General features: G+C 70.8%; 21 protein-coding genes and 2 pseudogenes. 11 read left to right on the forward strand and 12 right to left on the reverse strand.

The window, feature by feature from the left end; genetic code table 11:
• Positions 1 to 108: 108 nt before the first annotated feature.
• From ACH4E7_RS10075 to ACH4E7_RS10095, 5 genes are all read right to left on the reverse strand, one after another.
• Complete coding sequence (locus ACH4E7_RS10075) at positions 109 to 324, reverse strand: hypothetical protein (RefSeq protein WP_396248535.1); 216 nt, start codon at positions 322 to 324, stop codon at positions 109 to 111.
• Positions 325 to 552: 228 nt separating this feature from the next.
• Complete coding sequence (locus ACH4E7_RS10080; RefSeq protein WP_396248536.1) at positions 553 to 1356, reverse strand: alpha/beta hydrolase family protein; 804 nt, start codon at positions 1354 to 1356, stop codon at positions 553 to 555.
• Positions 1357 to 1373: 17 nt separating this feature from the next.
• Positions 1374 to 2012: a VC0807 family protein gene (locus ACH4E7_RS10085; RefSeq protein WP_396248537.1), complete on the reverse strand. Its 639-nt coding sequence runs from the start codon at positions 2010 to 2012 to the stop codon at positions 1374 to 1376.
• Positions 2009 to 2647 carry a TetR/AcrR family transcriptional regulator gene (locus ACH4E7_RS10090; protein ID WP_396248538.1) on the reverse strand — a complete coding sequence of 213 codons (639 nt, stop codon included), beginning with the start codon at positions 2645 to 2647 and terminating at the stop codon, positions 2009 to 2011. The genes ACH4E7_RS10085 and ACH4E7_RS10090 overlap by 4 nt, the downstream gene beginning before the upstream one ends.
• A 128-nt stretch (positions 2648 to 2775) precedes the next feature.
• Positions 2776 to 3549: a methyltransferase domain-containing protein gene (locus ACH4E7_RS10095; protein ID WP_396248539.1), complete on the reverse strand. Its 774-nt coding sequence runs from the start codon at positions 3547 to 3549 to the stop codon at positions 2776 to 2778.
• A 201-nt stretch (positions 3550 to 3750) separates the two neighbouring features.
• Between ACH4E7_RS10095 and ACH4E7_RS10100 the strand changes: the two genes are divergently transcribed.
• The 3 genes from ACH4E7_RS10100 to ACH4E7_RS10110 all read left to right on the forward strand — a co-directional run bounded on the left by ACH4E7_RS10100 (position 3751) and on the right by ACH4E7_RS10110 (position 6653).
• Positions 3751 to 4500: a hypothetical protein gene (locus ACH4E7_RS10100; RefSeq protein ID WP_396248540.1), complete on the forward strand. Its 750-nt coding sequence runs from the start codon at positions 3751 to 3753 to the stop codon at positions 4498 to 4500.
• Positions 4501 to 5162: 662 nt separating this feature from the next.
• Complete coding sequence (locus ACH4E7_RS10105) at positions 5163 to 5627, forward strand: hypothetical protein (protein ID WP_396248541.1); 465 nt, start codon at positions 5163 to 5165, stop codon at positions 5625 to 5627.
• Between the two features lie 99 nt (positions 5628 to 5726).
• Positions 5727 to 6653, forward strand: a complete 927-nt coding sequence (locus ACH4E7_RS10110; RefSeq protein ID WP_396248542.1) for a hypothetical protein — start codon at positions 5727 to 5729, stop codon at positions 6651 to 6653.
• Between the two features lie 177 nt (positions 6654 to 6830).
• On the opposite strand, the pseudogene ACH4E7_RS10115 reads toward ACH4E7_RS10110, so the two are convergent.
• A pseudogene (locus ACH4E7_RS10115) lies at positions 6831 to 7482 on the reverse strand (response regulator).
• 210 nt (positions 7483 to 7692) lie between these two features.
• Here ACH4E7_RS10115 and ACH4E7_RS10120 point away from each other — a divergent pair.
• Both ACH4E7_RS10120 and ACH4E7_RS10125 read left to right on the forward strand, forming a co-directional pair.
• On the forward strand, positions 7693 to 9462 hold the full coding sequence (locus ACH4E7_RS10120; protein ID WP_396248543.1) for an alpha/beta fold hydrolase: 1770 nt from the start codon (positions 7693 to 7695) through the stop codon (positions 9460 to 9462).
• Between the two features lie 374 nt (positions 9463 to 9836).
• On the forward strand, positions 9837 to 10790 hold the full coding sequence (locus tag ACH4E7_RS10125; RefSeq protein WP_396248544.1) for a terpene synthase family protein: 954 nt from the start codon (positions 9837 to 9839) through the stop codon (positions 10788 to 10790).
• On the opposite strand, the gene ACH4E7_RS10130 is transcribed toward ACH4E7_RS10125, so the two are convergent.
• The 5 genes from ACH4E7_RS10130 to ACH4E7_RS10150 form a co-directional block, all read right to left on the reverse strand.
• The gene (locus ACH4E7_RS10130; RefSeq protein ID WP_396248545.1) at positions 10673 to 11665 is read right to left on the reverse strand and encodes a methyltransferase domain-containing protein; all 993 of its coding nucleotides are present in this window, start codon (positions 11663 to 11665) and stop codon (positions 10673 to 10675) included. The two genes, ACH4E7_RS10125 and ACH4E7_RS10130, sit on opposite strands and share 118 nt — an antisense overlap.
• Positions 11662 to 12285, reverse strand: a complete 624-nt coding sequence (locus tag ACH4E7_RS10135) for a hypothetical protein (RefSeq protein ID WP_396248546.1) — start codon at positions 12283 to 12285, stop codon at positions 11662 to 11664. Before ACH4E7_RS10135 ends, ACH4E7_RS10130 begins: the two co-directional genes overlap by 4 nt.
• Positions 12286 to 12315: 30 nt before the next feature.
• The gene (locus ACH4E7_RS10140; RefSeq protein WP_396248547.1) at positions 12316 to 13401 is read right to left on the reverse strand and encodes a hypothetical protein; all 1086 of its coding nucleotides are present in this window, start codon (positions 13399 to 13401) and stop codon (positions 12316 to 12318) included.
• A gap of 545 nt (positions 13402 to 13946) precedes the next feature.
• Positions 13947 to 14345 carry a hypothetical protein gene (locus ACH4E7_RS10145; RefSeq protein WP_396248548.1) on the reverse strand — a complete coding sequence of 133 codons (399 nt, stop codon included), beginning with the start codon at positions 14343 to 14345 and terminating at the stop codon, positions 13947 to 13949.
• 362 nt (positions 14346 to 14707) lie between these two features.
• Positions 14708 to 15457, reverse strand: coding sequence for a FadR/GntR family transcriptional regulator (locus tag ACH4E7_RS10150; protein WP_396248549.1), 750 nt, complete (start codon positions 15455 to 15457; stop codon positions 14708 to 14710).
• A 213-nt stretch (positions 15458 to 15670) separates the two neighbouring features.
• Here ACH4E7_RS10150 and ACH4E7_RS10155 point away from each other — a divergent pair, with 213 nt between their 5' ends.
• The 6 genes from ACH4E7_RS10155 to ACH4E7_RS10180 all read left to right on the forward strand — a co-directional run bounded on the left by ACH4E7_RS10155 (position 15671) and on the right by ACH4E7_RS10180 (position 24089).
• Positions 15671 to 17236, forward strand: coding sequence for an amino acid permease (locus ACH4E7_RS10155; RefSeq protein WP_396248550.1), 1566 nt, complete (start codon positions 15671 to 15673; stop codon positions 17234 to 17236).
• Complete coding sequence (locus ACH4E7_RS10160) at positions 17233 to 18591, forward strand: glutamine synthetase family protein (protein WP_396248551.1); 1359 nt, start codon at positions 17233 to 17235, stop codon at positions 18589 to 18591. The genes ACH4E7_RS10155 and ACH4E7_RS10160 overlap by 4 nt, the downstream gene beginning before the upstream one ends.
• A complete protein-coding gene (locus tag ACH4E7_RS10165; protein WP_396248552.1) occupies positions 18588 to 19316 on the forward strand; it encodes a gamma-glutamyl-gamma-aminobutyrate hydrolase family protein in 729 nt (242 codons plus the stop codon). The genes ACH4E7_RS10160 and ACH4E7_RS10165 overlap by 4 nt, the downstream gene beginning before the upstream one ends.
• A complete protein-coding gene (locus ACH4E7_RS10170) occupies positions 19313 to 20686 on the forward strand; it encodes an aldehyde dehydrogenase family protein (protein WP_396248553.1) in 1374 nt (457 codons plus the stop codon). Before ACH4E7_RS10165 ends, ACH4E7_RS10170 begins: the two co-directional genes overlap by 4 nt.
• A gap of 5 nt (positions 20687 to 20691) precedes the next feature.
• On the forward strand, positions 20692 to 21459 hold the full coding sequence (locus ACH4E7_RS10175; protein ID WP_396248554.1) for a 3-oxoacyl-ACP reductase: 768 nt from the start codon (positions 20692 to 20694) through the stop codon (positions 21457 to 21459).
• Positions 21460 to 22094: 635 nt separating this feature from the next.
• The gene (locus ACH4E7_RS10180; protein ID WP_396248555.1) at positions 22095 to 24089 is read left to right on the forward strand and encodes a discoidin domain-containing protein; all 1995 of its coding nucleotides are present in this window, start codon (positions 22095 to 22097) and stop codon (positions 24087 to 24089) included.
• Positions 24090 to 24284: 195 nt separating this feature from the next.
• On the opposite strand, the pseudogene ACH4E7_RS10185 reads toward ACH4E7_RS10180, so the two are convergent.
• A pseudogene (locus ACH4E7_RS10185) lies at positions 24285 to 24512 on the reverse strand (ABC transporter ATP-binding protein); the annotation flags it as partial.
• Positions 24513 to 24864 lie beyond the last annotated feature (352 nt).

Genomic DNA, 24864 nt, shown 5'->3' on the forward strand with positions numbered 1-24864 from the left:
GTACGAGCGGCACAACCGGGGAAGTCCGCACACCAGCCGCAGTCGGGATGGTGAGCCGACCCGCCCGGCTGTCCGGCCGCCGAGCGGGCCGGCTCACCGAGTGAGGCGTCACACCACGGTGTGCTCCATCCAGTCGAGGATGACGGCGTTCCGCAGCTGCGGTGCCATCGGGGCGCAGTGGTCGCCGGCGCCCTGGGCCGTGGTGAGGACGGTGTGCTGTTTGGGGCAGCGGAGGAGGTCGTAGAGCAGGGTGTCCTGGCCGGGGATGAGGGCTTCGTCCTCGTAGCCAAGAACCAGGGTGGGGCAGCTCACCAGGTGGGCCACGTCGTCGCAGCGGAACCGGCGGATGGTGTGGGCGAGTTGCCAGAGATCCTGGGGTGCCCGGCCGGCACGGGCGTCGCGGAGGAACTGGAGGCCGAAGATCTCGGCGCGTTTGGCGAGCAGGGGGGTGGCGGGGCCGAGGTCCGGGAGGACGGTCTGCTGCCAGTGGCGGTTGACGGTCTCGCGGTCGGGGCCGTCGGCGAGACGGCGCCAGATCTCGGGCCAGACGAGTTAGTTGTTCACCGCGCCGGGGTCGGCGACCACGGCGGCGAGGCGGGGTTCGAAGGCGGCAGCGCGGATGGCGAGGATGCCGCTCATGCTCCAGCCGGTCAGGGTGATCCGGTCGGGGTCGACCAGCGGTGAACGGAGGAGGTGGTCGACGACGGGGCGGATGACGTGTTCCCAGTCGGGGCGGAACGGGATGCCGTGCTCGAACAGCAGGCTGCCCTGGCCGGGGCCTTCCAGGATCACGGCGTTCCAGCCGCGTTCGACGGCCGCGTACGCACCGAAGGCGTACAGGTCGATGCTCTGAGCGTCACTACCGTTGACCAGGACGAGGGTGGGTCGGAGCCGGGGGCGGCCCGGGGGAGTGAGGAGGTAGGCGGGCAGCCCGAGGTCCTCGTACGGGATGCGCAGCCGCTGCACGGGCGGGTCGAGGAGCTTGCCGGCGCGGTGCCAGCAGGCCTGCATCTCGGCGAAGACGGTCGGTTCGTCGGCGGGCCGGGCGCCGCCGAAGACGGAGAACAGCGCCAGGGAGAGGTACTTGGCGGCGCGCAGGTAGCCGTCGCGGGCGCCCGCCGATCGGCCTGAGCGCAGGGCGGACTCGGCCGTGGCAGTGGTGCGGCGGCCGAGGGCGAGGAACTCCTCGTGGTAGCTGCGGCCGGACAGCCCGGCCCGGTTGATGTGGTCGACGGCGGCCAGCACCTCCCCGGCCTCGGCGACGCGGTAGGCGATGGCCCCGAGGGCGGCGCGGGTCTGGAGGTCGAGGTTGGGTTCTGGCAGGAGCAGTAAGCGATCAGCGGCAGTGGTGGTCAAGGGAGAGTCCGTTCAGGTCAGGCCCGCAGGCCGTGGCGCTTGGTGTACGCGAGGTGGAAGAGGAACAGCGGAACCGCGATGACCGGCCAGCAGGCCTGCATGGCGGCAGGGGCGGCGTCGACCGGCAGCAGGTAGGCGAAGGCGAGCTGGGCGAGGGCGTTGAGCAGGCTGGCAGCGCCCCAGACCACGGTGAGCACCCGCAGGCCGTGGCGGAAGAAGGCGTCCTGGCCCCAGCGGCCCTCCCAGGCGCGCAGTCCGTCGTCACCGGCCTTGAACTGCACGAACGAGCGGAAGAGCACCATCAGCGCCGGGCGCCCGTAGCCGACCGAGGCGAGCAGCCAGACGCCGATCAGTCCGCCGAGCATGCCGGTCCAGGCCTCGCGGATCAGCAGCGTTCGCGGGTCACCGGTCAGTACGGAGAGGACCAGCCCGAGCCCGATCATGCTGAGGATCAGCAGCGCGAGGAAGTCGACCCGGCGAGTGCGGACCAGCCGGACGATGACGGTGGCTGCCGGTATCGCGGCCGACCAGAGCAGGGCCCACCACTGGTCCACGCCCGTGAGGCGCAGGCCGTAGTAGAGGCCGAGCGGCAGGAGGAGGTCGAGCAACAGCGGTAAGAAGGCCGTGGTCCGGCGGGGAGCGGCATGGACGGTCATGACGCGGCCTCGTTCCTGGTCGCGAGGTCGAAGAGGGTGGCCAGTTCACGTCCGTAGGCGCGGGCGTCGTAGTCGCCCCCGACGGCGAGCCGGTTGGCGGCCGCGTCGATCGAGGCGCGGATCGCGGTGGCCATCGCCTCGGCGTCGAACGGGCGGAAGGCGCCGCTGCGTTGGCCGTCCCGCAGGTGCTGCACCAGTAGGGCGACGGGGGTGTCGAAGCCGGCCGGGCTGACCAGTGGGGTGCCGTCCTCGCGGCGGGCGTTGCCGAGGACGTCCACCAGCGCCCGCACCTCGACCGGGCGCTCGGCCATGAACTCCAGGTTGGCCTCGATGTAGGCGGCCAGCATCGTGCCCGGTTCGGTGTGGGCGCGGATGCGCGGCTGCATGAAGACCCGTGCCTGCTCCTGGACGGTGTCGACGAGGGCCTGGAAGAGGTCCTCCTTGTCGTCGAAGTGGTACGAGATCAGCCGCACGCTGGAGAGCTTGGCCCGTTTGGCGATCTGCGCGAACGAGGCGCGGGCGTAACCGAGTTCGGCGACGGCCTCGATCGCGGCGGTGACGATCTGGACCCGTCGGGCGTCGGTGATGAAGCTACGGCCACCCGTCGGAGGGGTGTCGTTGGAATTTACTCGCATGAGTAAAAAGTAACACGGGTAGGCAAAACGCAGGGCGTGAAACAGCCCCGTCGCGTCCGGTCAGGAGCGCGGCGGGGCCGGGCACGTCGGGGCCGGGCGTCAGACGGAGCCGGCCGGCAGCGGGGTGGTCAGGGCACCCGGGCGATCAGGACGGGCTGGAAGAAACCGGTGTCGGCGGGCTGCGCCCAACCGATCCCGGCGAGGCCCGCCTCGGCGGCGAAGCCGCTCAACTGCTCCTGGGTGAGCGCCCAGTAGGTGGAGCGGCGGACCGCGACCTGCCACTGTCCGCCGTCGTCCGGCAGCAGCCGGAAGAGCTCCAGGTCGTACCGCTCGCCGTCCGCGTGCCACTGCCAGAGCTGGAAGATGACCGACCGCCGCCCGTCCCGCTCGGTGGTCTGTGGCGGGGTGGAGGCCGGCTGGGCCCGGCGCAGTTCGTCGTACGGGCGGGTGGTGACCAGCAGCGCCCCGCCCGGACGCAGGACCCGGCGCATCTCGCCGAGTGCGGCCCGGACGTCCTCGGCCGTGAGCAGGTGCGGCAGGGCGTTGTCGGCGCAGACGACGACGTCGAACCGCCCAGCGGGGAAGGGGAGTCCGCGCATGTCGGCGGCCGCCGTGGGCAGGTGGAGCCCGCGTGCGGCGGCCTCGACGGTGGCCCGGGCGGCGGAGGCCGGGCTGAGGTCGGTGCCGGTGACCTGGTGGCCGAGCCCGGCCAGGCCGATCGCCTGGGTGCCGATGCCGCATGCGCAGTCCAGCACCTCTACGGGGCGGTCGCCGAGGCGCTCGCGGATCAGGGCGTCCAGCGCGGCCCCCTGGCGGGCGAGCGCGGCGTTCCAGTCGTCGTAGAGCAGGTGGTAGTCGTCGGCGAAATCGTCGTAGAAGCGACCGAGGAGGGACTGGGGCATGGCATCGGGGTCTCCAGGGGCGGGTGTCGGGAGGAGCAACACGCCGGGGGGTGGACGGTGTTCGGGCGGACCGGCGCGCGCAGCAGGTCAGGGCAGTGGGCGGCGCGGGCGTGGAGGCTCGATGGCGGCTATCCTCGCCCAGGCGCACCGGCGCCGAGTACCGGTTTTCGGAACGAGGACGGAGGCCGAACGGTGGAACCGGTGTCGGATGAGGACCAGTTGGACGGGATGCGCCCGCTGCTGGAGGCGGCGGACGCGATGCTGGGCTACGAGCCGAACGCGCCCGAGCACGGCTTCGCGGACCGGTGCTGGGTGCTGCACACACTGCGGGCGGACGGCCGACGGGGGCGCTGGGCGGAGGCCCTCGCCGGGGCCGGGCGGCAGCTTGCGGATTGGCCGTTCACCTTGTCGTACTTGGTGTTCGACAGGGAGCGCGTCCCGTTGGCGGGTGAGGTGGAGTACCCGCAGATCGGGGAGCCGGACCGGGACTGCCTGGCGCGGCTGGCGGAGGTGCTGGCCAGGCACAGCGCCGATGGGCCGGGGACGGTCTGCTGCTTCGCGTCGGCGGCGATCGAGGACGCCGGGGAAGCGGTGGCGGCCCACCGCGGCCGCCTGGATGAGGCGACGGCCCACTACGACGCACTTCCGGCGGGTCGTCAGTTCCCCGCGCACTGGTGGCCCACGGACCGCTCATGGTTCGTCCTCGCCAACTGGGACCTCAGCGCCACCGAGGTCCTCGGTCCGCCCGCGCTGATCGCCGAACTGCTCGTCGACGCCGAGCTGGAGGCCGTCCGCCACCGGGGCATCGAGGAGGCGGCGTACGGCAGGCGCGGTGGCCGGAGTGATCGAACTGCCGGAGGGCTCCTGGCGGGACGGGGACGTCTACAGCTGGCGCCCCGGCGAGCTGCGTCTGGCCGCCGGGTACGACCTCGATTACCACCACGGCCTTAAGCTGGTTTTCACCGACCCGCTGTACGTCCGCTGCCCGGGGTTCTTCCAGGACCCGGTGTTCCGCATTACGCCGGCCAGCCGTGCCCGCCGCCGACGGCTCTCCCTACCCGGACCACCTGACGCAGAACTCGTCGCCGCCCAAATCTTGCACCATGCCAGCGAACGCCAACCCGCCCTCAAGGCCCCCATCGACCGCCTGGCGCTGATCCGCACGCTGCGCGACGCCGGTTGGCGCAGTACCTACCGCGACGGCGTCCAGGACCCGTGCGGTGATGAACTGTGCGGCCTGGTCGGTCCACGGCCGTGTGCCGATGGCGAGGTCGCGGGCGAACGCGCGGAAGAGGTCGGCGGGGCCGGACGGTGGGACCGGTTTGCCCCCAGAGGCCGGCTACAGGCACGGGAGAGTGGCGATCACAACCGCCAGTGCACCAGTACTCGGGTCGCTCGCGGATCACCGCAGGGTGGAAACCCCTTCACCCGAGGGTGGAACCGACACGACCGGGACGGCGGGCCGGGACCTGCGGCAGCCCATGGGCCGGAGGCGGACCCGGACGGCATGTGAGAGATTCGGCACCCGGCTTTCGGTCCACCCGGTACACCCCGGGAGGGTATCGTCGAAGTGCCGTGTACAGCATGCCGCGGCAGTGGCAGGAGGAGACCGCATGGTCAGCGGGCGCACGCACCGGTCGGGCACGGCCAGGCTGCTCGCGGTGTGCGCGCTGCTGCTCGGACTCTTCGCGATGCACGGCCTTCCCGCCTCCGCCGCCGACGGCTGCCACGCCCAGATGGCCGCCGCAGCGGTCCCGGTCATGGCCGACGGAGCCGACGGAATGACGCCCGCCCCGGCGGAGCACGAGGATGCCGCCGGCCACACCGATGTCCTCCCGGGCGGCGCCCAGCTCCATCCCGGCGCCGAGGCCAAGCAGGGTGGCTCGCTGTGCGTGTCCACCCTTGGCCGCGACCGCCTCGTCCTTACCGCGTTGGCCCTGATCGCCGTGGTCGCGTTGTGGAGCGCGACCGGGCCTGCCGTGCCGAGGCGCGTTGCGGCCTTCCTGGTCCGACGGCGGCGTGGCCCGCCGATGGCCGGACGATCACTCCTGCACCACGTCTGCGTCGCCCGGACCTGACAGGGCCGTCGCCGGAGCCTGCGCGCACCGCTGGTACCGGCCACGCGACCCCTGTCACCTGGTGTCACGATGGCGCCTGTCCACGAAAGCAGACCCCTCATGTCCATCTCCCTGCGTGCGATCTCCCGCCGTCGCGCCATGGCCGCCGTCGGCGCCGCCACGGTGCTCGCACTGACACTGTCTGCCTGCGGATCCACCGACCACTCCTCCATGCCTGGCATGAACCACGGCGCGGCCACCTCCTCGGCCAGCGCCACTGGTGGCACGCACGGCATGGACGGGATGGACGGCATGGACCACGGTGCCGTCTCCGGCGACGGGTTGGCCGCCGAGAAGGACGGTTACCGTCTCGACTCGCGCACCACCACCGTGCCGGCCTCGCAGGCCGACCCGTACGCGTTCACGATCACCGGCCCGGACGGCAAGCCCGTCACCGACTTCACCGTCGAGCAGACGAAGCTGATGCACTTCTACGCCATCCGCTCCGACCTCACCGGCTACCAGCACCTGCACCCGACCATGGCCGCCGACGGCACCTGGACCGCCGACCTCGCCGCCCTGACCCCTGGCACGTGGCGGCTGTACGCCTCCTTCACCCCGGGCAGCGGCAGCGGCAAGGGCCAGGACTTCGTCCTCAGCCGCACCGTCACCGTCCCCGGCAACGCCGCCCCCACCCCGCTGCCGGCCGCCTCCACCACGACCACCGTCGACGGCTACACCGTCACCGTCCAGGGCGAGCCGATGGCCGGCATGGCCCACCCGCTCACCGTCACCTTCGCCAAGGACGGCCAGCCCGTCACCGACCTCCAGCCCTACCTCGACACCTACGCCCACATCAGCGCCTTCCACGAAGGCGACCAGTCCCTGGCCCACCTGCACCCCGAGACCCCGGTGAACGGCGACCACGGCGGGCCAAACCTGTCCTTCCACGCCCAGCTCGCCAAGTCCGGCAACTGGCGGGTCTTCCTCCAGTTCCAGACCGGCGGCCAGCTGCACACCGCCGAACTGACCCTGCGCGTCAGCTGACCGTGTCGCGGACCAGGATGCCGCCCCATCGGGCAGCATCCTGGTCCGCGCTCGACCGCGGGTCGCCCGGTCACCATGCGTACCGTCGAGGTGGTCTTCGCCGTCCTCCCCGGCGAGGGACAGCTCGGGAAGGGGACGGCGGCGTGCAAGGCTGGGCGTGCGCCCGCAGTGCGGAGGTCAGGAGCCGCGCGGGGGTACCAGACCGGATTCGTAGGCGAGGACCACGAGTTGGGCGCGGTCCCGGGCGTGGAGCTTGGTCATGGCGCGGTTGATGTGGGTCTTCGCCGTCGTCGGGCTGGTGACCACGCGGCCCGCGATCTCGTCGTTGGACAGGCCCCGCGCGACCAGGGCGACGGCCTCACGTTCGCGGCCGGTCAGCTCTTCCAGCCCGGTGCCGGCACCGGGGGTGGGCGGCTGGGTGATGTAGCGATTGATCAGCTTGCGGGTGATCGACGGGTGTGAGCAGGGCGTCGCCGCGCGCCGCGACGCGTACGGCGTACAGGAAGTCGTCGGGCACGATGTCCTTGACGAGGAAACCGGCGGCACCGGCGCGCAGCGCGTCGAGGACGTACTGGTCCAGGCCGTAGTTGGTCAGGATGACGACGTGCACCCCGGCCAGGGCCGGGTCGGCGGCGATGCGCCAGGTCGCCTCGATGCCGTCGACGCCGGGCATCTGGATGTCGATGAGCGTGACGTCGGGCAGGTGCTCCCGAGGCAGGTGCTCCCGAGCCAGGGCCCGGAAGGCATGGGCGACCAGGCCAGCATGGCGGCGAGGACGGCGACTTTGGGGTGTGCGAGTACCGCCTCGACCTCCGCGGCAGGAACCGATCCTCCGCCCGCGGAATCCGGCCCGGCATGAAGAGCGCGTCCACGCCAAGGTGCCGCGCCCCTGGAAAGCCGGCAGTTCTGTCAAGGTGTGCAGCCCTGTAGGCGCTTCGGGTGAACATCGTCTCGGAACGGAGCGTGCACGTACAGGTGCCCCCGATCATGAACGTGCGAGTACCCACTCCGGCCACGGACCTGTGAGAGGAAGCAGACCATGAGCGATCCCCAGGACGATTCGATCACCCCGGTCACCGCGGACCAGCTGACGCAGATCGCGAACTTCGGCATCTGGGTGTCGGGACCGTCCGTCAACCCCGCGGCCGCGGACGTGGGCGAGGCTCTGGTCGCCACGCTGCAGGGCACCACCAAGCGGCAGGTGCTCACCGCGGACCTGCAGCAGCTGGTCACCGACGTGCAGCGGATCGCCACGATCGGCTTCCCGTGGATCACCGCGGACGACGAGACCGGGACGAAGCTTTCTGCGCACACCATCAAGCTCAACACCAGCGAGCCGCGCCCGGTGGTCATCGTCCCCGCCGGCTGGACCCCGTTCGGCTGGGTGCTGTTCGAATACACCTACCTGCAGCTGGCCAAGCGCGGCTACCACGTGCTGGCCTACACCCCACGCGGCATCGGGCTGACGACCCACGTCGGCAACGGCAAGTTCATCGACGCCCTGTGGACCTCCCAGGGCACGATCGACGTGGGCGGGGACAAGGACTGGTCGGACGGCTTCGCGGTGATCGACTACGCGCAGCGGACCTTCAACCCGAGCAAGATCGCCTTCCTGGGCGAGTCCTACGGCTCCGGGATCGGCCAGATGGTCGCGGCCAACGACCCGGACGACCGGGTGGACGCGGTGGTGGCACTGAGCACCTGGGGCAACCTGGCCACCGCGCTGCTGGGCAACGACACCCGGCACCTGGCCGCCGTCAACGCGCTGACCAGCTTCACCGGCGGTCCGGTGGAGCGAAAGTTCGACGCCGCCACCCAGCAGATCCTGCGGGACTTCCACAACGGCGAGAACCTCCACGAGGTGCGCGCCTGGGCCGAGAAGCGCTCGCCGCAGAACTACGTTCACAAGACCAACGCCCGCGACATTCCGACCTTCTTCTCCAACACCTGGCACGAGACCCTCTTCCCGGTCAACGAGGTCCTCGACACCTTCAACGCGCTCACCGTCCCCAAGCACCTGAACCTGTGGATCGGCGACCACGCCGCACCCGAGAGCGCCGGGCTGACCATCCCGTTCTCCGGCCCGAACCTCCCCGTGGACGAGGCCTTCGCCTGGCTCGACCACCACATCCTCGGCACCCAGAACGACGTGCCCACCTGGCCGCAGATCAACAGCCAGGTGATGTTCACCCCGACCGTGCGCGAGGGCAAGCAGAGCTGGGACGAGGTGACCATCGACACCGAGAAGCTCTACCTGGGCGCCACCCCGTCCGGCAGCCAGGACGGCGCCCTCGGCACGAGCCCGGCCGCCGGGTGGACGGTCTCGTTCACCACCGGGAACCTCACCGAGGCCACCGCCGTGGACGCCGTGATGACCACCGGCCAGGCCGAGTGGCAGGGCAAACCGAAGATCTACACGACGGGGAAGTTCGACCGCCGCTATCTCGCCACCTGGGTCTCACCCGCCGGCGCCCGCCGCGTGCGGGGCATCCCCCGCGTGCACCTGACCGTGACCGGCGTCGAGGCTTCCACGACACTGGTCGCCTACCTGTTCGACCTCGCCCCGGACGGCACCGCCCACATCATCACGCACGAGCCGTACACCCTCACCGCCGACGGCCCGGGCAAGGCCGCCACCGCGACCTGGGCCCTCCAAGCTGCCGCCTACGACATCGCCGCGAACCACAAGGTCATGCTCGTGATCAACAGCAAGGACCAGCTCTACTCCGACACCAACCCCGCCTACAGCACCCTGCAGATCAGCTCCACCGCCGGTAACGAGTCCTACCTCGACCTCCCCCTCGGCTGACCGCACCCAGACCGCCAGCCAGCCCCGGTGCGCCGAACGCCCCCCGCGACCGGCGCAGCGGGGCTCGTACCGTGCCCCGCTGCCCGCTCATCTGACGTCGAGCCGGGCGAAGGCGGAATCCAACCGGTCATGCCAGGCACATCCGCCGGCCCGCGGACAACCCGGCCCTCGATCGCACCCCCAAAGTGCTCGCGATCCGCGCGCCGGGCTCGGTCAGAAACGGGTGTGCCGCCTGCACGGGACACGGCTTGGCCGGTCACCCCTTGAGCGCCCAACGCAGAGACCATGTCGTGCCGCGTCGGGTGCTCCCTCGCGATCGGGTTCATTCCCGAGTTCGCCACCCATCCTTGATCGGGGTCTGACACGATCGAAGCGTGGCTGACAACTCATCAGCCTCGGCGGCCCTCGGACCGGAGGCGGTGCTGCCGTGGGCGTCGGAGGCGGGTCTGGTGGCGGACGCCCGCGGGGAGCGGCGTCTTGCCTCGATGCGGCTGGACGTGCTGGCCGGCGGTGCTCTCCCACAGGGCAATGCGGCGGATGTGGCGCTGACGACGCAGTGGGCGGCGTTCATCTGCTGGGTGGACGACCAGATCGACCGGCGGGGCCTGGGTTCGGTCCCGGGTGAGCTGGAACGGTTCACCGCGCCCCTGCGCAGGGTACTCGCATCCGACACGGGGCCGCCTGCCGCAGCCCCGCACGCGGTGGTGTTGGCGGGGCTGTGGGAGCGGACGGCCGCCGGGATGTCCGCCCGCTGGCGGTCACGTTTCACCGCTGACTACACGGACTTCCTCGATGCCTGCGCACAGGAGGTGGCACTGCGCCGGGCCGGGGTCCGGCCACCCCTGGCGGACTACCTCGCCCTGCGGCGCCGCACGATCACCCTGCTGCCCATGCTGGACGTCCTGGAACGCACCGGCCACGCCCCCTCGGTCGAGGACCCGCGGGTGGACGCCCGGCTGCAGGATCTGCGCTGGGCGGTGGCGGATGTCGCGGGCTGGGCCAACGACCTGGCCTCGGCGGCGGACGACGAGGCCGCCGGCCAGGACAACCTGGTGGCGCTCCTGGCCCGCCAGGACGACTGCTCGACGGGCACAGCCCGGCTGCGGGCGGCCGCGATGATCGAGGAACGTCGCGCGGGCATGAGGGCCACCGTGGCGGCGCTGCGCGCCGAGCCCGGACTGCCGCAGGACCGGCGGGAGGAACTGCGCCGCTACATGGACCTGGTGGAGACGTTCATGGCCGCCACCTTGCACTGGCTGACCGTCACCGGGCGCTTCGCCTGCGACGCCGAGCCGGCTACGTACCGGTCGCACGTGCCACGGTCCTGACGGACGCACCCGGCGACAGAAACGCGATCGACGATGCCCCAGGACGGACTCTGATGAGACTTGCCTCGTTCCCCGCCGGCCTGCCCTGCTGGTCCGACGCCGCGTTCCCCACCAGCCTGGCGTCCGCCACCGCCCGGCTGCGCACTCACCTGCTGTCCCGGGTCGGGCCGGACGGTGCGGTACGTGAGGTGACCGTGCTCGGCCGCTGCGTGGGCCCAGGTCCGTAGTCCCATATAGTTGTCGACCTCCTGTGGGTTTCGGACAACGAGTGTGCGGGCCTCGACGGCGACGTCGACGAGGTGATGGCTCGCGAGGAGACCGGCGTGCTGGTGGGCGAAGGTACCGTTGCGGAGTTGGACGTCGGCCCGGAAACGCAGCACGCGGCGGGCCAGTTCTTGGTCGGCGATGTCGAGGACCTGGGTGTCGTAGTCGGGATCGGCGAGCGCGATCCGGCCGCCGGGGCGGATCACCCTCAGCATCTCGGCGAGGGCGTGCTCGGGGTCGGTGACGTGTTGCAGCACGCGGTCGGCCCAGGCGCCGTCGAAGGAGTCGTCGCGAAACGGCAGGCGGTGTACGTCTGCGGCCGCCACGAGCGGCACCCCGCGAGTGTGGGATTCCACCGTCATGGTGAAGGAACTGTCGATGGCGACGACCCGGCTGCCGTATTCCTCGGCCAGAGCCAGGGCGCTGCCACCGACTCCGCTGCCGGCGTCGAGGTACAGCCCGCCCGGTACAGGGTGGAGGAGTTCGCGCAGACGTTGCTTGTAGGCCGTGTAGAAGGGTTCGGCGGTCAGCGTGTCCAGGACCCGGACGAACTCTCCGGGACGGGACTGCTGGTCGACGGCGGTAAAGCCGTGGGTGAGGGGTTGGTTCATCGGGCTCGTCCCTTCCTCGGGTCTGGCAGCACGTTCCAGCCGCCGACCTGCTCGAAGACGTCACGGCGGATGAGAACGACGCCCTCGGTCATGCTGGGCACGGGGGTGTGCTCGGCGAGGAACGCCCGCTCGCTGTCGCCCAGCGGCCGAAACCCCCGGCCGCCGGCGTAGTGCTGCTCCCATTCCTCAAGGGCATACGCCACGTGCTGCTCCTCTGGTCGGTTGGTGGTGCGGGTGGTCACGGACGGTGGGTGGCGCGCAGCTGGGCCAGGGTGCGGCGGCCTTTCGACGAGCTCGGGGTCCCCGTTGGCAGCGCCGTACTGGATGCCGGAGACGGCGTCGAGGACTCGGTGGACGGCCAGGTGCTCCTCCTCGGCCGCCGAGAGCCGCCTGCCGTAGCCGGCCATCACGGCCTCGTAGAGGTCGGGTCGGCCGGTCCAGGCGTCGGACAGGCGCACGAAGTCCCGCACGGCGGGGCCCGGTTCGGCGCGCTTTGTTGTGGCAAATCCCGCGTCCCACACGGTCTGCGTCGCTTTACACAGGGGCTGCACCTCGGCAGTGCGCTCGATGCAGCGAGTGGTGGTGTCGTTTTCCCCCGCGAAGCGCATGACAGGGATCACGTCAGCTCCTGGCGGATCATCGTGCCCGGATCACGGCGGTGAGCGGGGGCGAGGCCGGGGAAGGCTGCTGGCTGTTGATGGGCTGGTTAGCCCCAGGTCTCGTACAGAGCCTGGGGCTTGTACTCGCGGGTCTGCGAGCTCGCTGGTGACGAGCCGCAGCAGGGACGCGAGGTCTGGTGCGGTCTTGGCGAACTCGTCCAGGGCCGGCCCGAGGCGGTCAAGGAGTTCGGTCTGGGCCTCGGCGATCATTTCACCGAGGTCGGCCTTGGTGAGATCACCCAGGCCCTCCAGCGCGTCGAGGCCGTCAGCCTCCCGCGCGTTCTTCCAGTGGATCAGCAGCTTGACCGGGAACTCTGCACTGCGCGGCCCGTCGATCACCTTGTGGTGCGGCGTGCACAGCAGGATCAGGTTGGAGAACTGGTTGCGCTCGTCCGGCGACCAGGTCGGGTCGAACCGGGGTCCGTTCTCCTCGAAAGCTCGAATGTGGGCGATCTGGAGGTTCTGCACGGGCTCACCGTCGACCATCCGGATGGTGGGCTCACCGCAGTCCGGCCAGTAGCACCCGCCACGAGCCAGGGTCAGGAGTCCGGCGACGGTACCGCTGCTGTAGCTACGACGTGGCTCCGAAGTCACCTTGAGCATCCAATCGTTGACGGATAGTCGTCCAGACGGTGGTACCGATAGCATGCCGGTGATGCGGGGGTTGGTGGAGACCTCGGCAGGCACCGACATGGCGGTGGCGACTGCGGGTTCGAGGTCGCCTTGGCCGAGTTGGGCGTGGGCGAGGCGGACGGTGGTGATCGCGCGGGAGCGCTGCATGGCACCCCGGCGAAGCGCCATGCTGCGGTGCGCGTGGGCCTCGGCCTCCTCCCAGCTGTCCGCTGAGAGGTAGGCGGCCAGGGCGAGGGAGTCGAGTTCCGACTGGTCGTAGAAGGCGGTTGTCCACAGCGGGCGGGAGGTGCTCAGGTCGGCTCGATCGAGGGCGTCCTGCGCGCGCCCGAGGGAGCGTCGCACCGCGTTGGTGTCGCCGGTCAGGCCGTGGATGGCCGCGTGGCGGGCGTGGCCGAGGGAGGCGAACAGCGGGTCCCGGCGGGCGATGGGCTGGTTGCGGGCCACGTCGTTGGCGGCGAGCGCGTCACCGGGCCGGCCGAGGTGGCGGTAGAGGCTGCCGGCGTGGGCCGTGTGCTGATGCCCAGTCGCTGAGCTCGGCCATCGTGGCGTTCCAGGAGTCTTCCTGTGGCGTCCACGCCCAGCCCGGTAGGTCATCCAGGATGGCTATGCGTTCCGCATCGTAGGTGGCACGCCGGTTCCGAAAGGAGTTGATCCAGACGCCAATCTTGCGCCCACCCCATTCTTCTCGCTGCTTGATGCTGCCGACGCTCCGATGAGTCTCGGCGGCAAAGTTCTGAAGGGCCATGACTTTGGCCAGGAATCCCTCTTCATACGGGTTCCAGCTCCAGCCGGGTATCGAGGCCAGGGCTTCGAGCTTCCATGGAGGCAGGTCTCGCTGGGGGAGCCCCTCATCAGGTGTACGACTGGGCGGCCGAGGGGCGCGCTCCGGCCCGCTGGGCAGATCCCAGCGGGCCGAATTCACCACAGTGTCCGCGCGCGGGCTCGGCCACCCGGTGACGCGGCCTATCAGCGGGTATGGGTCACCCCGCCTACTCCATACGGCTGGTCTCCAGAGCGGCCGCGTCGCAGTTGCCCGGGTCAGCCGCGCGCCAGGCTTTCAGCCAGCTCTCGTCCCGGCTGGCGATGGAGTCCAGCAGTTCGAGTCGCGACCAGCGCTCGTCCCAGTCCTGTCCGGCGGCCTCGACGTACGCGGCGGCCGGCTTCCAGTTCCCGGCCGAGGCCGCCTCGGCTATCGCTTGGGACTCCTGGCGGCGGTGCGGGGGCGGCGGCGGACCGGCATGGCGCGGGTCGAGCCGGTCGCGGGGGGCCAGGCCGTACGCGGGCGCGTCGAACTCGCTCTGGGCCCAGTTCCGGGCCTTGTTCTTTCGGATCCTGATGACGGCGGCGTAAAGGAGGATGCCCAGCAGGCCGAGGATGAGGTACGTCACGGCGGAGCATCATCTCTGGTCGCGGCTGGTGCGGGCAACGGGGTTGAAGCGCTCGCCCGGACCGGTTTCCGAGCCAGCATGCCTTATGCGGGGACGATTCTGAACGGTACGCTCGCCCCCTCCGCCCGGCCGCCACCGACAACATCCCAGCTCTGGTGGCCATCCGCAGCGCGGCCGAGGTGTTCACCCGCCGACGGGGCGGTGACGACCTGGCTGATGCCGTCGCCACCGATCTGGAGGTAGGGGCCACACGTGTTGGCGCGCACGAGGGAGTGAGCGATTCCGACCAACGTGCCGTCCACCTGTGCCCCGCCCTCGTCGCACCTCCATCGTCGCCACGCACGCGAGGTCCGAGGGGAGCCTCAGGCCAGGAAGCCCCGCAGCAGTGCGGCCGTAGCGGCGAGGTGTTCCTCGGTGGCGCGTCGGGCGGCGTCACCGTCACCGGCGAGGATCGCCCGGACCATCGCCCGGTGCTGTTCGGCGGCGTGCTGGATGTTCCGGTCCAGCATGGGGATGGCGTTGAGCAGGTCGTTGAGACGCATCCTGGCCTCGGCGATGGCCGCGGCAAGGGTGGGGGAGCCGGTGAGCTCGCCGATGGCGAGGTGGAAGCGCGAGTCCAGCTGGCGGTACTGCTCCGGCGGGGCTCCCTCCAGGTCGGTCAGCCGGCTCTCCAGGTGAGCCCGCTGGTCGGGGGGGAGGGGGCGACGGGCGGCCGCCTCGGCGGCGCCGACCTCCAGCACCTGGCGGTAGGTCAGCGCGTCCTCCAGTGCGCCGCCGAGGTCGCGGGCCGCGCGGCGCAGGTCGGCGACGTCCGGCGCGGGCAGCCGGTAGGTGACGAAGGTGCCGCCGTACCGGCCGCGGCGGGGTTCGACGCAGCCGGCCTGCTGCAGCGTGCGGAGCGCCTCGCGCAGGGTCTCCCGGCTGACGCCGAGCCGGGCGGCGAGGTCCCGTTCGGCGGGTAGTCGGTCGCCGAGGCCGAAGACGCCGAGCTTGATCGCCTGGAGCAGCCTCTCGACGGTCTCCTCGAACGCGTTGCCGGTCCGGACCGGGCGGAAGATCGCCCCGGCCCGCCAGTCGAGCCGCGCCTGCTCACGTGTTTCCTCCACGTCCACGCCCGAATCGTACCGACGAACGGGTTTCCCTGACTCGTTCCCTCATCGCTCTTGACGCGGCCCCGATCCAGCCGGAACGATGCTGCTCACCCACCCAATGGACTGATTCCAGACCATTGAAGAGCCGTCCGACCGTCGAACCCGTCGGGGCGACCGTTCCACGCCGTCGTGGCCGTGTCCTCCCCGACACACCCTCAACCCCCAGGGGTGCCCATGACCGACGCACGCTCACCCGACCACTCTTCCCCCGAAGTGTTTCCGGAGAACACCGCCCCCGTTTCCGACGACGAACAACGGCTCCGCGAGCTGGGCTACACCCAGGAACTGGCCCGCTCGATGTCGGGCTTCTCCAACTTCGCCGTCTCCTTCTCCATCGTCTCGATCCTCTCCGGCTGCCTGACCCTGTACGGAACGGGGATGAACACCGGAGGCCCGGCCCTGATCATCTGGGGCTGGCCGGTGGTCGGTCTGCTCACGCTCTGCGTCGGGCTGGCGATGGCCGAGATCTGTTCCAGCTACCCGACGGCCGGCGGGCTCTACTACTGGTCCGCCAAACTGACCCGCAGCCGCGGCCCGGCCTGGAGCTGGTTCACCGGCTGGTTCAACTTCCTCGGCCAGGTCGCGGTGACCGCCGGTGTCGACTACGGCGCCGCCTTCTTCACCAACGCCTTCCTCACGCTCCGCTTCGGCATCGAGGCCAGCCCCGCGCACACCATGGAGATCTTCGCCGTCATCCTGCTGGCGCACGGCCTGCTCAACACCCTGGGGGTGCGCCTGGTCGCGGTCCTCAACAGCGTGTCCGTGTGGTGGCACCTGGTGGGCGTCGCGGTCATCGTCGGCGCGCTCGCCGTGCTCCCCGACCAGCACGCCTCGGCCTCCTTCGTCTTCACCGAGTTCGTCAACGGGACCGGATTCCACAACCAGTTCTACGTGGCGATGATCGGCCTGCTGATGGCCCAGTACACCCTCACCGGCTACGACGCCTCCGCGCACATGACCGAGGAGACCCACGACGCCGCCCGCTCCGGCCCGCGCGGGATCGTCAACGCCATCACCGTCTCCCTGGCGGCGGGTTGGATCCTGCTGCTCGGCATCACCTTCGCGATCCGCGACTACGACGGCGCGCTCAACAGCGACACCCAGGTCCCGCCCGCGCAGATCTTCATCGACGCGATCGGCGCCGGCGGCGCCGAGGTCCTGCTGCTGATCGTCATCGGAGCCCAGTTCTTCTGCGGGATGGCCTCCGTCACTGCCAACTCCCGTATGATCTACGCCTTCTCCCGCGACGGCGCGCTGCCCGGCTCCCGCCTGTGGCACCGCATCGACCCGCGCACCCAGACCCCGACCAACGCGGTCTGGCTGGCGACCGGCGGCGCGCTGCTGCTCGGCCTGCCCGCGCTGTGGAACAACACCGCCTACACCGCCGTGACCTCCATCTCCGTCATCGGCCTGTACATCTCCTATGTCATCCCGGTGTACCTGCGACTGCGCCAGGGCGAGGACTTCCCGCGCGGTCCCTGGCACCTGGGCCGGTGGAGCCGGCCGGTCGGCATCGTCGCGGTCGCCTGGACGGCAGTGATCACCGTCCTGTTCATGCTCCCCACTGCCAGCCCGATCACCGCCGAGAACTTCAACTACACGCCCGTCGCCGTGGCCGTCGTCGTCGGCTTCGCCGGCGTGTGGTGGCTGGCCTCCGCCCGGCACTGGTTCACCGGGCCCCACGTCCAGAGCACGCCACCCGAACCCGACGCACGGGACACCGAACTGGAGGTCCGATGACCAGCCCCCGGCTCACCCTCGACGAACTGCGCGCCCGCGTGGCCGACGGGTCCGTCGACACCGTCGTGCTCGCCATGACCGACATGCAGGGCCGCCTCCAGGGCAAGCGCGTCGCCGCCGAGTACTTCCTCGACGACGTGGTGCCCGGCGCCGCGGAGGGCTGCGGCTACCTGCTGGCCGTCGACATCGACATGAACACCGTCGACGGGTACGAGATCTCCTCCTGGGAGAACGGCTACGGCGACCTGGTGCTGCGCCCCGACCTCGCCACCCTGCGGTCCGTCCCCTGGCACCCCGCCACCGTCATGGTCCAGTGCGACGTCACCCACCACGACGGCAGCCCGGTCGCTGTCTCCCCGCGCCAGGTCCTGCAACGCCAGCTGGACCGGCTCGCCGGCTACGGCTGGCAGGCCCAGGCCGCCACCGAGCTGGAGTTCATCGTCTTCCGAGACACCTACGAACAGGCCTGGGACAAGGACTACACCCGGCTCACCCCGGCCAACCAGTACAACGTCGACTACTCCATCCTCGGCACCGGCCGGATCGAGCCCCTCCTACGCAGGCTCCGCAACGGCATGGCCGGCGCCGGCCTCACCGTCGAGTCCGCCAAGGGCGAGTGCAACCTCGGCCAGCACGAGATCGCCTTCAAGTACGCCGACGCCCTCACCACCTGCGACAACCACGCCGTCTACAAGACCGGCGCCAAGGAGATCGCCGCCCAGGAGGGCTGCAGCCTCACGTTCATGGCGAAATACGACGAACGCGAGGGTAACTCCTGCCACATCCACCTGAGCCTGCGCGACGAGCAGGGCGCCCCGGTGTTCGCCGGTGACCGTCCGCACGGCTTCTCCCGCATCATGGAGCACTTCCTCGCCGGACAGCTCGCCTGCCTGGCCGACTTCGCCCTGCTGCTCGCACCCACCGTCAACTCCTACAAGCGCTACGTGCCCGGCAGCTTCGCCCCCACCGCCATCGCCTGGGGCCGCGACAACCGCACCTGCGCCCTGCGCGTGGTCGGTCACGGCCCCTCGCTGCGCTTCGAGAACCGCGTCCCCGGCGGCGACGTCAACCCGTACCTCGCGGTCGCCGCCCTGATCGCGGCCGGACTGCACGGCGTCGAGCAACAGCTCGAACTCGAACCGGAGTTCACCGGTAACGCGTACGCCTCCGCCGCGCCCCGGGTGCCCGCCACCCTGCGCGACGCGGTCGACGCCTTCGAACGCAGCACAGTCGCCACCGAGGCCTTCGGCAAGGACGTCGTCCGGCACTACACCCACGCCGGACGCACCGAACTCGCCTCCTACGAGCGGGCGGTGACCGACTGGGAGCGGCGCCGCGGATTCGAGCGGCTGTGACGCGCGACGACCGCCGACGACCGCTGATCGGCATCACCAGCTACCAGGACGACGCCGGCTGGTCCGTCTGGAACCAGCGTGCCTCCCTCCTGCCCCAGACGTACGTCGACGCCGTCGTCCGCGCGGGCGGCACCCCGGTGCTGTTGCCCCCGCAACCCGGCGGGGCCGACCACCTGCTCGACGCCCTGGACGGGCTCGTCCTCGCCGGCGGACCGGACATCGACCCGGCCCGGTACGCGGCGACCGCCGATTCGCGCACCGGCCCGCCCCACCACGCCCGCGACGACTGGGAGAGCCGGCTCCTGGGCGCCGCCCTGGCCCGGGACCTGCCGATGCTCGGCATCTGCCGCGGCATGCAGCTGCTCAACGTCGAACTCGGCGGCACCCTCCTCCAGCACCTGCCAGACGAGAGCCACCAGACCGTCCCCGCCCGCTTCGTCCGCCACCGGGTCGGCCTGGTGGACGGCAGTCGGCTCGCCGCCGTCCTGGGGTCGGCCGCCGAGGTCTCCTGCTACCACCACCAGGCCGTCGACCGGCTCGGCACCGGTCTGCGGGTCACCGCCTGGAGCGCGGACGGCGTCGTCGAGGCGCTCGAACTTCCCGGCCACCGCTTCGCGTTGGGCGTCCAGTGGCACCCCGAGACCGACCCAGACGACGTGCGGGTCCTCCGCGCGCTCGTCACTGCCAGTCAGACCACCTCCACGCACAGGGAGACAGCTCCATGACCGAACCGGACCTCTTCGAGGTCGTCAACCCCGCCACCGAGGAGGTGATCACCACCGTCGAACTGGCCGGCCTCGCCGAAACCGATGCCGCCGTCGCCCGCGCCCGCGCCGCGTTCGACGCTTGGCGCCGAGTGGCACCCGCCGACCGGGCTCGGCTGCTGCGCTCCTTCGCCGCCGCCGTCGACGCCGACCGCGAGCACCTTGCCGCCCTGGAGGTCGCCAACGCCGGCCACACCATCGGCAACGCGCGCTGGGAGGCGGGCAACGCGCGTGACGTCATCGAGTACTACGCCGCCGCGCCCGAGCGGCTGTTCGGCCGACAGATCCCGGTGTCCGGCGGCATCGATGTCACCTTCCAGGAGCCGATCGGCGTGGTCGGGGTCATCGTGCCGTGGAACTTCCCGATGCCGATCGCCGCCTGGGCCCTGGCCCCGGCGCTGGCCGCGGGCAACACCGTCATCGTCAAACCGGCCGAACTCACTCCACTCACCGCCCTGCGCCTCGGCGAACTCGCCCTCCAGGCCGGGATCCCGGAAGGCGTGCTGCAGATCCTGCCAGGCCGCGGCCCGGTCGTCGGACACCGCTTCGTCACCCACCCCGACGTGCGCAAGGTGGTGTTCACCGGCTCGACCCGGGTTGGCAAGGAGATCATGGCGGGCTGCGCCGCCCAGGTGAAACCGGTCACCCTCGAACTCGGCGGCAAGAGCGCCAACATCGTCTTCGCCGACGCCGACCTCGCCAAGGCCGCCGCGACAGCCCCCTATGCGGTCTTCGACAACGCAGGCCAGGACTGCTGCGCCCGCTCCCGGATCCTGGTCGAAGCATCCGTTTTCGAGGACTTCCTGGAGCTCCTGGAACCAGCCGTCCGCGGCGTGCGGGTCGGTGACCCGACCGACGAGAAGACCGAGATGGGCCCGCTGATCTCCGCTGCCCACCGGGCGCGGGTCTCCTCCTACGTCCCGGACGGGTCGGCTGTCGCCTTCCGGGGCAGCGTCCCCGACGGGCCCGGCTTCTGGTACCCGCCGACCGTGCTCGCGCCCGTGCGGCACGACGACCGCGTCTTCACCGAGGAGATCTTCGGCCCGGTCGTCACGGTCGTCCCGTTCCGCGACGAACAGGACGCGCTGCGCATCGCCAACGCCACCGAGTACGGGCTGTCCGGCTCCATCTGGACCAGGGACGTCGGGCGCGCACTGCGGGTCTCGCGCGGCGTGGACGCCGGCAACCTGTCCGTCAACTCGCACTCCTCGGTGCGCTACACCACGCCGTTCGGCGGCTTCAAGCAGTCCGGCCTCGGCCGCGAGCTCGGCCCGGACGCCCTCGACGCCTTCACCCAGACCAAGAACGTCTTCATCTCCACGGAGGAGTGATCAGCATGACCCAGCGACTCGACGGCCGGGTGGCCGTCATCACCGGCGCGGGCAGCGGCATCGGCCTGGCGACCGCCCGCCGCTTCGCCGCCGAGGGCGCCAAGGTGGTCTGCGTCGACCTCGACGCCGAGACCGGCGCCAAGGCCGCGAACGAGGTCGACGGCCTGTTCATCCAGGCCGACGTCACCGACGAGGACGCGGTGCGCGACCTCTTCCAGCGGGTCGTCGACGAGTACGGGCGGCTCGACATCGCCTTCAACAACGCGGGCATCTCGCCGCCGGACGACGACTCCATCCTCACCACCGGCCTGGACGCCTGGAAGCGGGTCCAGGAGGTCAATCTGACCAGTGTCTACCTGTGCTGCAAGTACGCGATCCCGCACATGCAGCGCCAGGGCAAGGGGTCGATCATCAACACCGCGTCGTTCGTCGCCGTGATGGGTGCGGCCACCTCGCAGATCTCCTACAGCGCCTCCAAGGGCGGAGTGCTGGCCATGTCCCGCGAGCTGGGCGTGCAGTTCGCCCGCGAGGGCGTCCGGGTCAACGCGCTCTGCCCCGGCCCGGTGAACACCCCGTTGCTGCAGGAGCTGTTCGCCAAGGACCCGGAGCGGGCCGCCCGTCGACTGGTCCACATCCCGCTCGGCCGCTTCGCCGAGCCCGAGGAGATCGCCGCGGCGGTGGCCTTCCTCGCCTCCGACGACTCGTCCTTCATGACCGCCAACACCTTCCTCGTCGACGGCGGCATCTCCGGCGCCTACGTGACGCCGCAGTAGCGGCGCTCACCTCCGGAGGACACCGACGGCTCGCCCCCCGTGACAGGGGCGGGCGAGCCGTCGTGGACGACACACGCAGGTCGGCTGCTGCCCGCGCGGGCCACCACGCTGGCCACGTCGGTGGCCGAGTTCTGGTGCGGCTGACGGCCGGTCGTCCGCCTCGCCGGTCTGCCCATGTGGGTTCGCCGGCGCCCGGCCGACCGGGTCGGGGCGATGGCCGAGGGCCTGGCTGAGGAGCTCCGGCCGGGCCCGGATCCGGGCCCGGTACCAGGACGGCGTGTCACCCGCAGTCGCATTCGTCCGTCGTCAACTCCCGTGCGCCCAGTGCGACACGCGTACCGGCGGCCTCAAGGACCTTTTCCGCAACCATGCACCCCACCTTGCGTGACGGACCGCCGGCACCGAAGTTCACGCACGGCTATTGACTCCTATTCCAACAGTGGCGATTCTCGTCACACCGAGTGCGCGGTTCATGACAGCCGGCCCGGACGGGTCGGTCCGCGTGTCCCGGACGTCGCCCGGTGTCCGTCCGCGCCACCCCCTCACCTCGGACACGGGTGGTGATCATGCACCAACTCCCGCACAGCAGGCGCCGATTCGTCACACTTCTGGCCGCACTCCTTACCCTGGCCGCCATGGTGCTCGCCGTTCCGGCGCCTGCGGCGCCGGGCGAGACGGGCTGGTGGAACCCGACCGCACGGCCCGCGCCCGACTCGCAGATCAACGTCACAGGCGAGCCGTTCCGCGGGACCGACGCCCAGGGGCGAGTCCGGGGCTTCGTCGACGCGCACGACCACATCATGGCCAACGAGGCGTTCGGCGGCCGGCTCATCTGCGGCAAGTCCTTCTCCGAAGCCGGGATCGCGGACGCACTGAAGGACTGTCCCGAACATTACCCGGACGGCTCGCTCGCCATCTTCGACTTCATCACCAAGGGCGGCGACGGCAAGCACGACCCGGTCGGCTGGCCGACCTTCAAGGACTGGCCGGCCCATGACTCGCTCACCCACCAGCAGAACTACTACGCCTGGATCGAACGGGCCTGGCGCGGCGGCCAGCGCGTCCTGGTCAACGACCTGGTCACCAACGGGGTGATCTGCTCGGTCTACTTCTTCAAGGACCGCAGCTGCGACGAGATGACCTCCATCCGTCTCCAGGCGCAGAGGACGTACGAGCTGCAGGCCTACATCGACACGATGTACGGCGGGCCGGGCAAGGGCTGGTTCCGGATCGTCACCGACAGCGCGCAGGCCCGCGAGGTGGTCAAGCAGGGCAAGCTGGCCGTCGTTCTCGGTGTGGAGACCTCCGAGCCGTTCGGCTGCAAGCAGATTCTCGACGTCGCCCAGTGCAGCAAGGCCGACATCGACCGCGGTCTGGACGAGCTGTACGGGCTGGGCGTGCGCAGCATGTTCCTCTGCCACAAGTTCGACAACGCGCTCTGCGGGGTGCGCTTCGACGAGGGCGCGCTCGGGACGGCGATCAACGTCGGTCAGTTCCTCTCGACCGGCACCTTCTGGAAGACCGAGAAGTGCGCCGGGCCGCAGCACGACAACCCGATCGGTCTCGCCCCGGCGCCCGAGGCGCAGAAGCAGCTCCCGACGGGGGTGGCGGTGCCGGCCTACGCCGGCGACGCGCAGTGCAACAGCCGCGGCTTGACCGAGCTCGGCGAGTACGCGGTGCACGGGCTGATGAAACGCAAGATGATGCTCGAGGTCGACCACATGAGCGTCAAGGCGGCCGCGCGCTCGTTCGACATCCTGGAGTCCGAGTCCTACCCGGGCGTGATCTCCTCCCACAGCTGGATGGACCTCGACTGGATCGAGCGGGTCTACAAGCTCGGCGGATTCGTCGCCCAGTACATGAACGGCGCCGAGGCGTTCAGCGCTGAGGCCAAGCGCACCGACGCGCTGCGCGACAAGTACCACGTGGGCTACGGCTACGGCACCGACATGAACGGCGTCGGCGGCTGGCCCGGCCCGCGCGGGGCGAACACCCCTAACCCGGTGCACTACCCGTTCCGCAGCCAGGACGGCGGATCCCTCATCGACCGCCAGACCACCGGGGCGCGCACCTGGGACATCAACACGGACGGCGCCGCGCACTACGGTCTGGTGCCGGACTGGCTGGAGGACATCCGGCAGGCCGGCGGCCAGGACGTGGTGGACGATCTCTTCCGCGGCGCCGAGTCCTACCTCACCACCTGGGGAGCCTCGGAGCAGCACCGGGCCTCGGTCAACCTGGCCGCGGGCCGCCCGGCCACGGCCAGCACCACCGAGTGGTGGAACCCGTTCGTCAGCTACGCGCCCGGCCGGGCGGTGGACGGAGACCCGGGTACTCGCTGGGCCAGCGAGTGGAGCGACGACCAGTGGCTCCAGGTCGACCTCGGGTCCACCACCCTGGTCGGGCGCGTCACGCTGGACTGGGAACGCGCCTACGGGCGGGCGTACCGGATCGAGGTCTCCACCGACGGGAGCAGTTGGCAGTCGGTATGGTCCACCACCACGGGGGACGGCGGCATCGACACCGCACGGTTCGGCGGCGTCCCGGCCCGCTACGTCCGCGTGCACGGGGTGCAGCGCGGCACCCAGTGGGGTTACTCGCTGTACGAGGTCGGCGTCTACAGCAGCTAGGACTCTTCCGGTCGGCCACGCGGGGTCGATCCTCCGGACTCCGCGCCGCACCCGGCGGGGGACAGGCCGTGGTCACCACGACCGGGTGGCACCGGGGCCGCAGGCGGCCCCGGTGCGGAAAGGCCGGGAACAAGGGGGAACGGGGGTGCCTCGACCTTGGGAGCGGGCGTCGGGGACCGGACCGGGCAACGGCACTCAGGCCTGCGTGACCAGCTCCAGGTACGAGTCGTGCCACAGGTCCTCGTCCCCGTCCGGCAGCAGCAGGATGCGGTCGGGCCGGAGCGCCTCGATGGCGCCGGGGTCGTGGGTGACCATCACGATCGCGCCCGGGTAGGTGCCGACCGCCGCCAGGACCTCCGCCCGGGAGACCGGGTCCAGGTTGTTGGTCGGCTCGTCCAGGAGGAGCACGTTGGCGCCGGAGTGGGGTGGGGGCAACACTCTGCCAACCGCGATCGGGTACGTCGACCTCTACCTGCGCAAATCGCGTGTGGTACGTCATGAGGATCCCCGAGAGCCGACCTCCATCGAGCGGCTGGCTCCCGCCTGATGAGTTCATCGCCACCCTCCCTCGGGCGACCGCGTACGCCTCGCTGTACCGGAGACGCTGGCCGAGATGTGTCGGCCGGCCGCCGCGCCGGACGGCGACTGGTCGGCCGGCTACGGCCTGGGCCGGCAGCTCCAGCAGGTGGTCAGCCGGCTGCGGGTCGGCCACGGCGGCTCGATGCCCGGCTTCCTCGCCTCGCTCTTGTTCAGGGAGCAGGACGATGTGGCGGTC

Origin of the sequence: Kitasatospora sp. NPDC018058 (genome assembly GCF_044327205.1) — a bacterium.
Taxonomy (GTDB): domain Bacteria; phylum Actinomycetota; class Actinomycetes; order Streptomycetales; family Streptomycetaceae; genus Kitasatospora.

Excerpts from the sequence above, each read along its gene's own strand:
- ACH4E7_RS10085 (WP_396248537.1), bottom strand. The coding sequence starts at position 2,012 with ATGACCGTCCATGCCGCTCCCCGCCGGACCACGGCCTTCTTACCGCTG.
- ACH4E7_RS10090 (WP_396248538.1), bottom strand. The coding sequence starts at position 2,647 with ATGCGAGTAAATTCCAACGACACCCCTCCGACGGGTGGCCGTAGCTTC.
- ACH4E7_RS10095 (WP_396248539.1), bottom strand. The coding sequence starts at position 3,549 with ATGCCCCAGTCCCTCCTCGGTCGCTTCTACGACGATTTCGCCGACGAC.
- ACH4E7_RS10105 (WP_396248541.1), top strand. The coding sequence starts at position 5,163 with ATGGTCAGCGGGCGCACGCACCGGTCGGGCACGGCCAGGCTGCTCGCG.
- ACH4E7_RS10110 (WP_396248542.1), top strand. The coding sequence starts at position 5,727 with ATGTCCATCTCCCTGCGTGCGATCTCCCGCCGTCGCGCCATGGCCGCC.
- ACH4E7_RS10120 (WP_396248543.1), top strand. The coding sequence starts at position 7,693 with ATGAGCGATCCCCAGGACGATTCGATCACCCCGGTCACCGCGGACCAG.
- ACH4E7_RS10130 (WP_396248545.1), bottom strand. The coding sequence starts at position 11,665 with ATGAACCAACCCCTCACCCACGGCTTTACCGCCGTCGACCAGCAGTCC.
- ACH4E7_RS10155 (WP_396248550.1), top strand. The coding sequence starts at position 15,671 with ATGACCGACGCACGCTCACCCGACCACTCTTCCCCCGAAGTGTTTCCG.
- ACH4E7_RS10160 (WP_396248551.1), top strand. The coding sequence starts at position 17,233 with ATGACCAGCCCCCGGCTCACCCTCGACGAACTGCGCGCCCGCGTGGCC.
- ACH4E7_RS10170 (WP_396248553.1), top strand. The coding sequence starts at position 19,313 with ATGACCGAACCGGACCTCTTCGAGGTCGTCAACCCCGCCACCGAGGAG.
- ACH4E7_RS10175 (WP_396248554.1), top strand. The coding sequence starts at position 20,692 with ATGACCCAGCGACTCGACGGCCGGGTGGCCGTCATCACCGGCGCGGGC.
- ACH4E7_RS10180 (WP_396248555.1), top strand. The coding sequence starts at position 22,095 with ATGGTGCTCGCCGTTCCGGCGCCTGCGGCGCCGGGCGAGACGGGCTGG.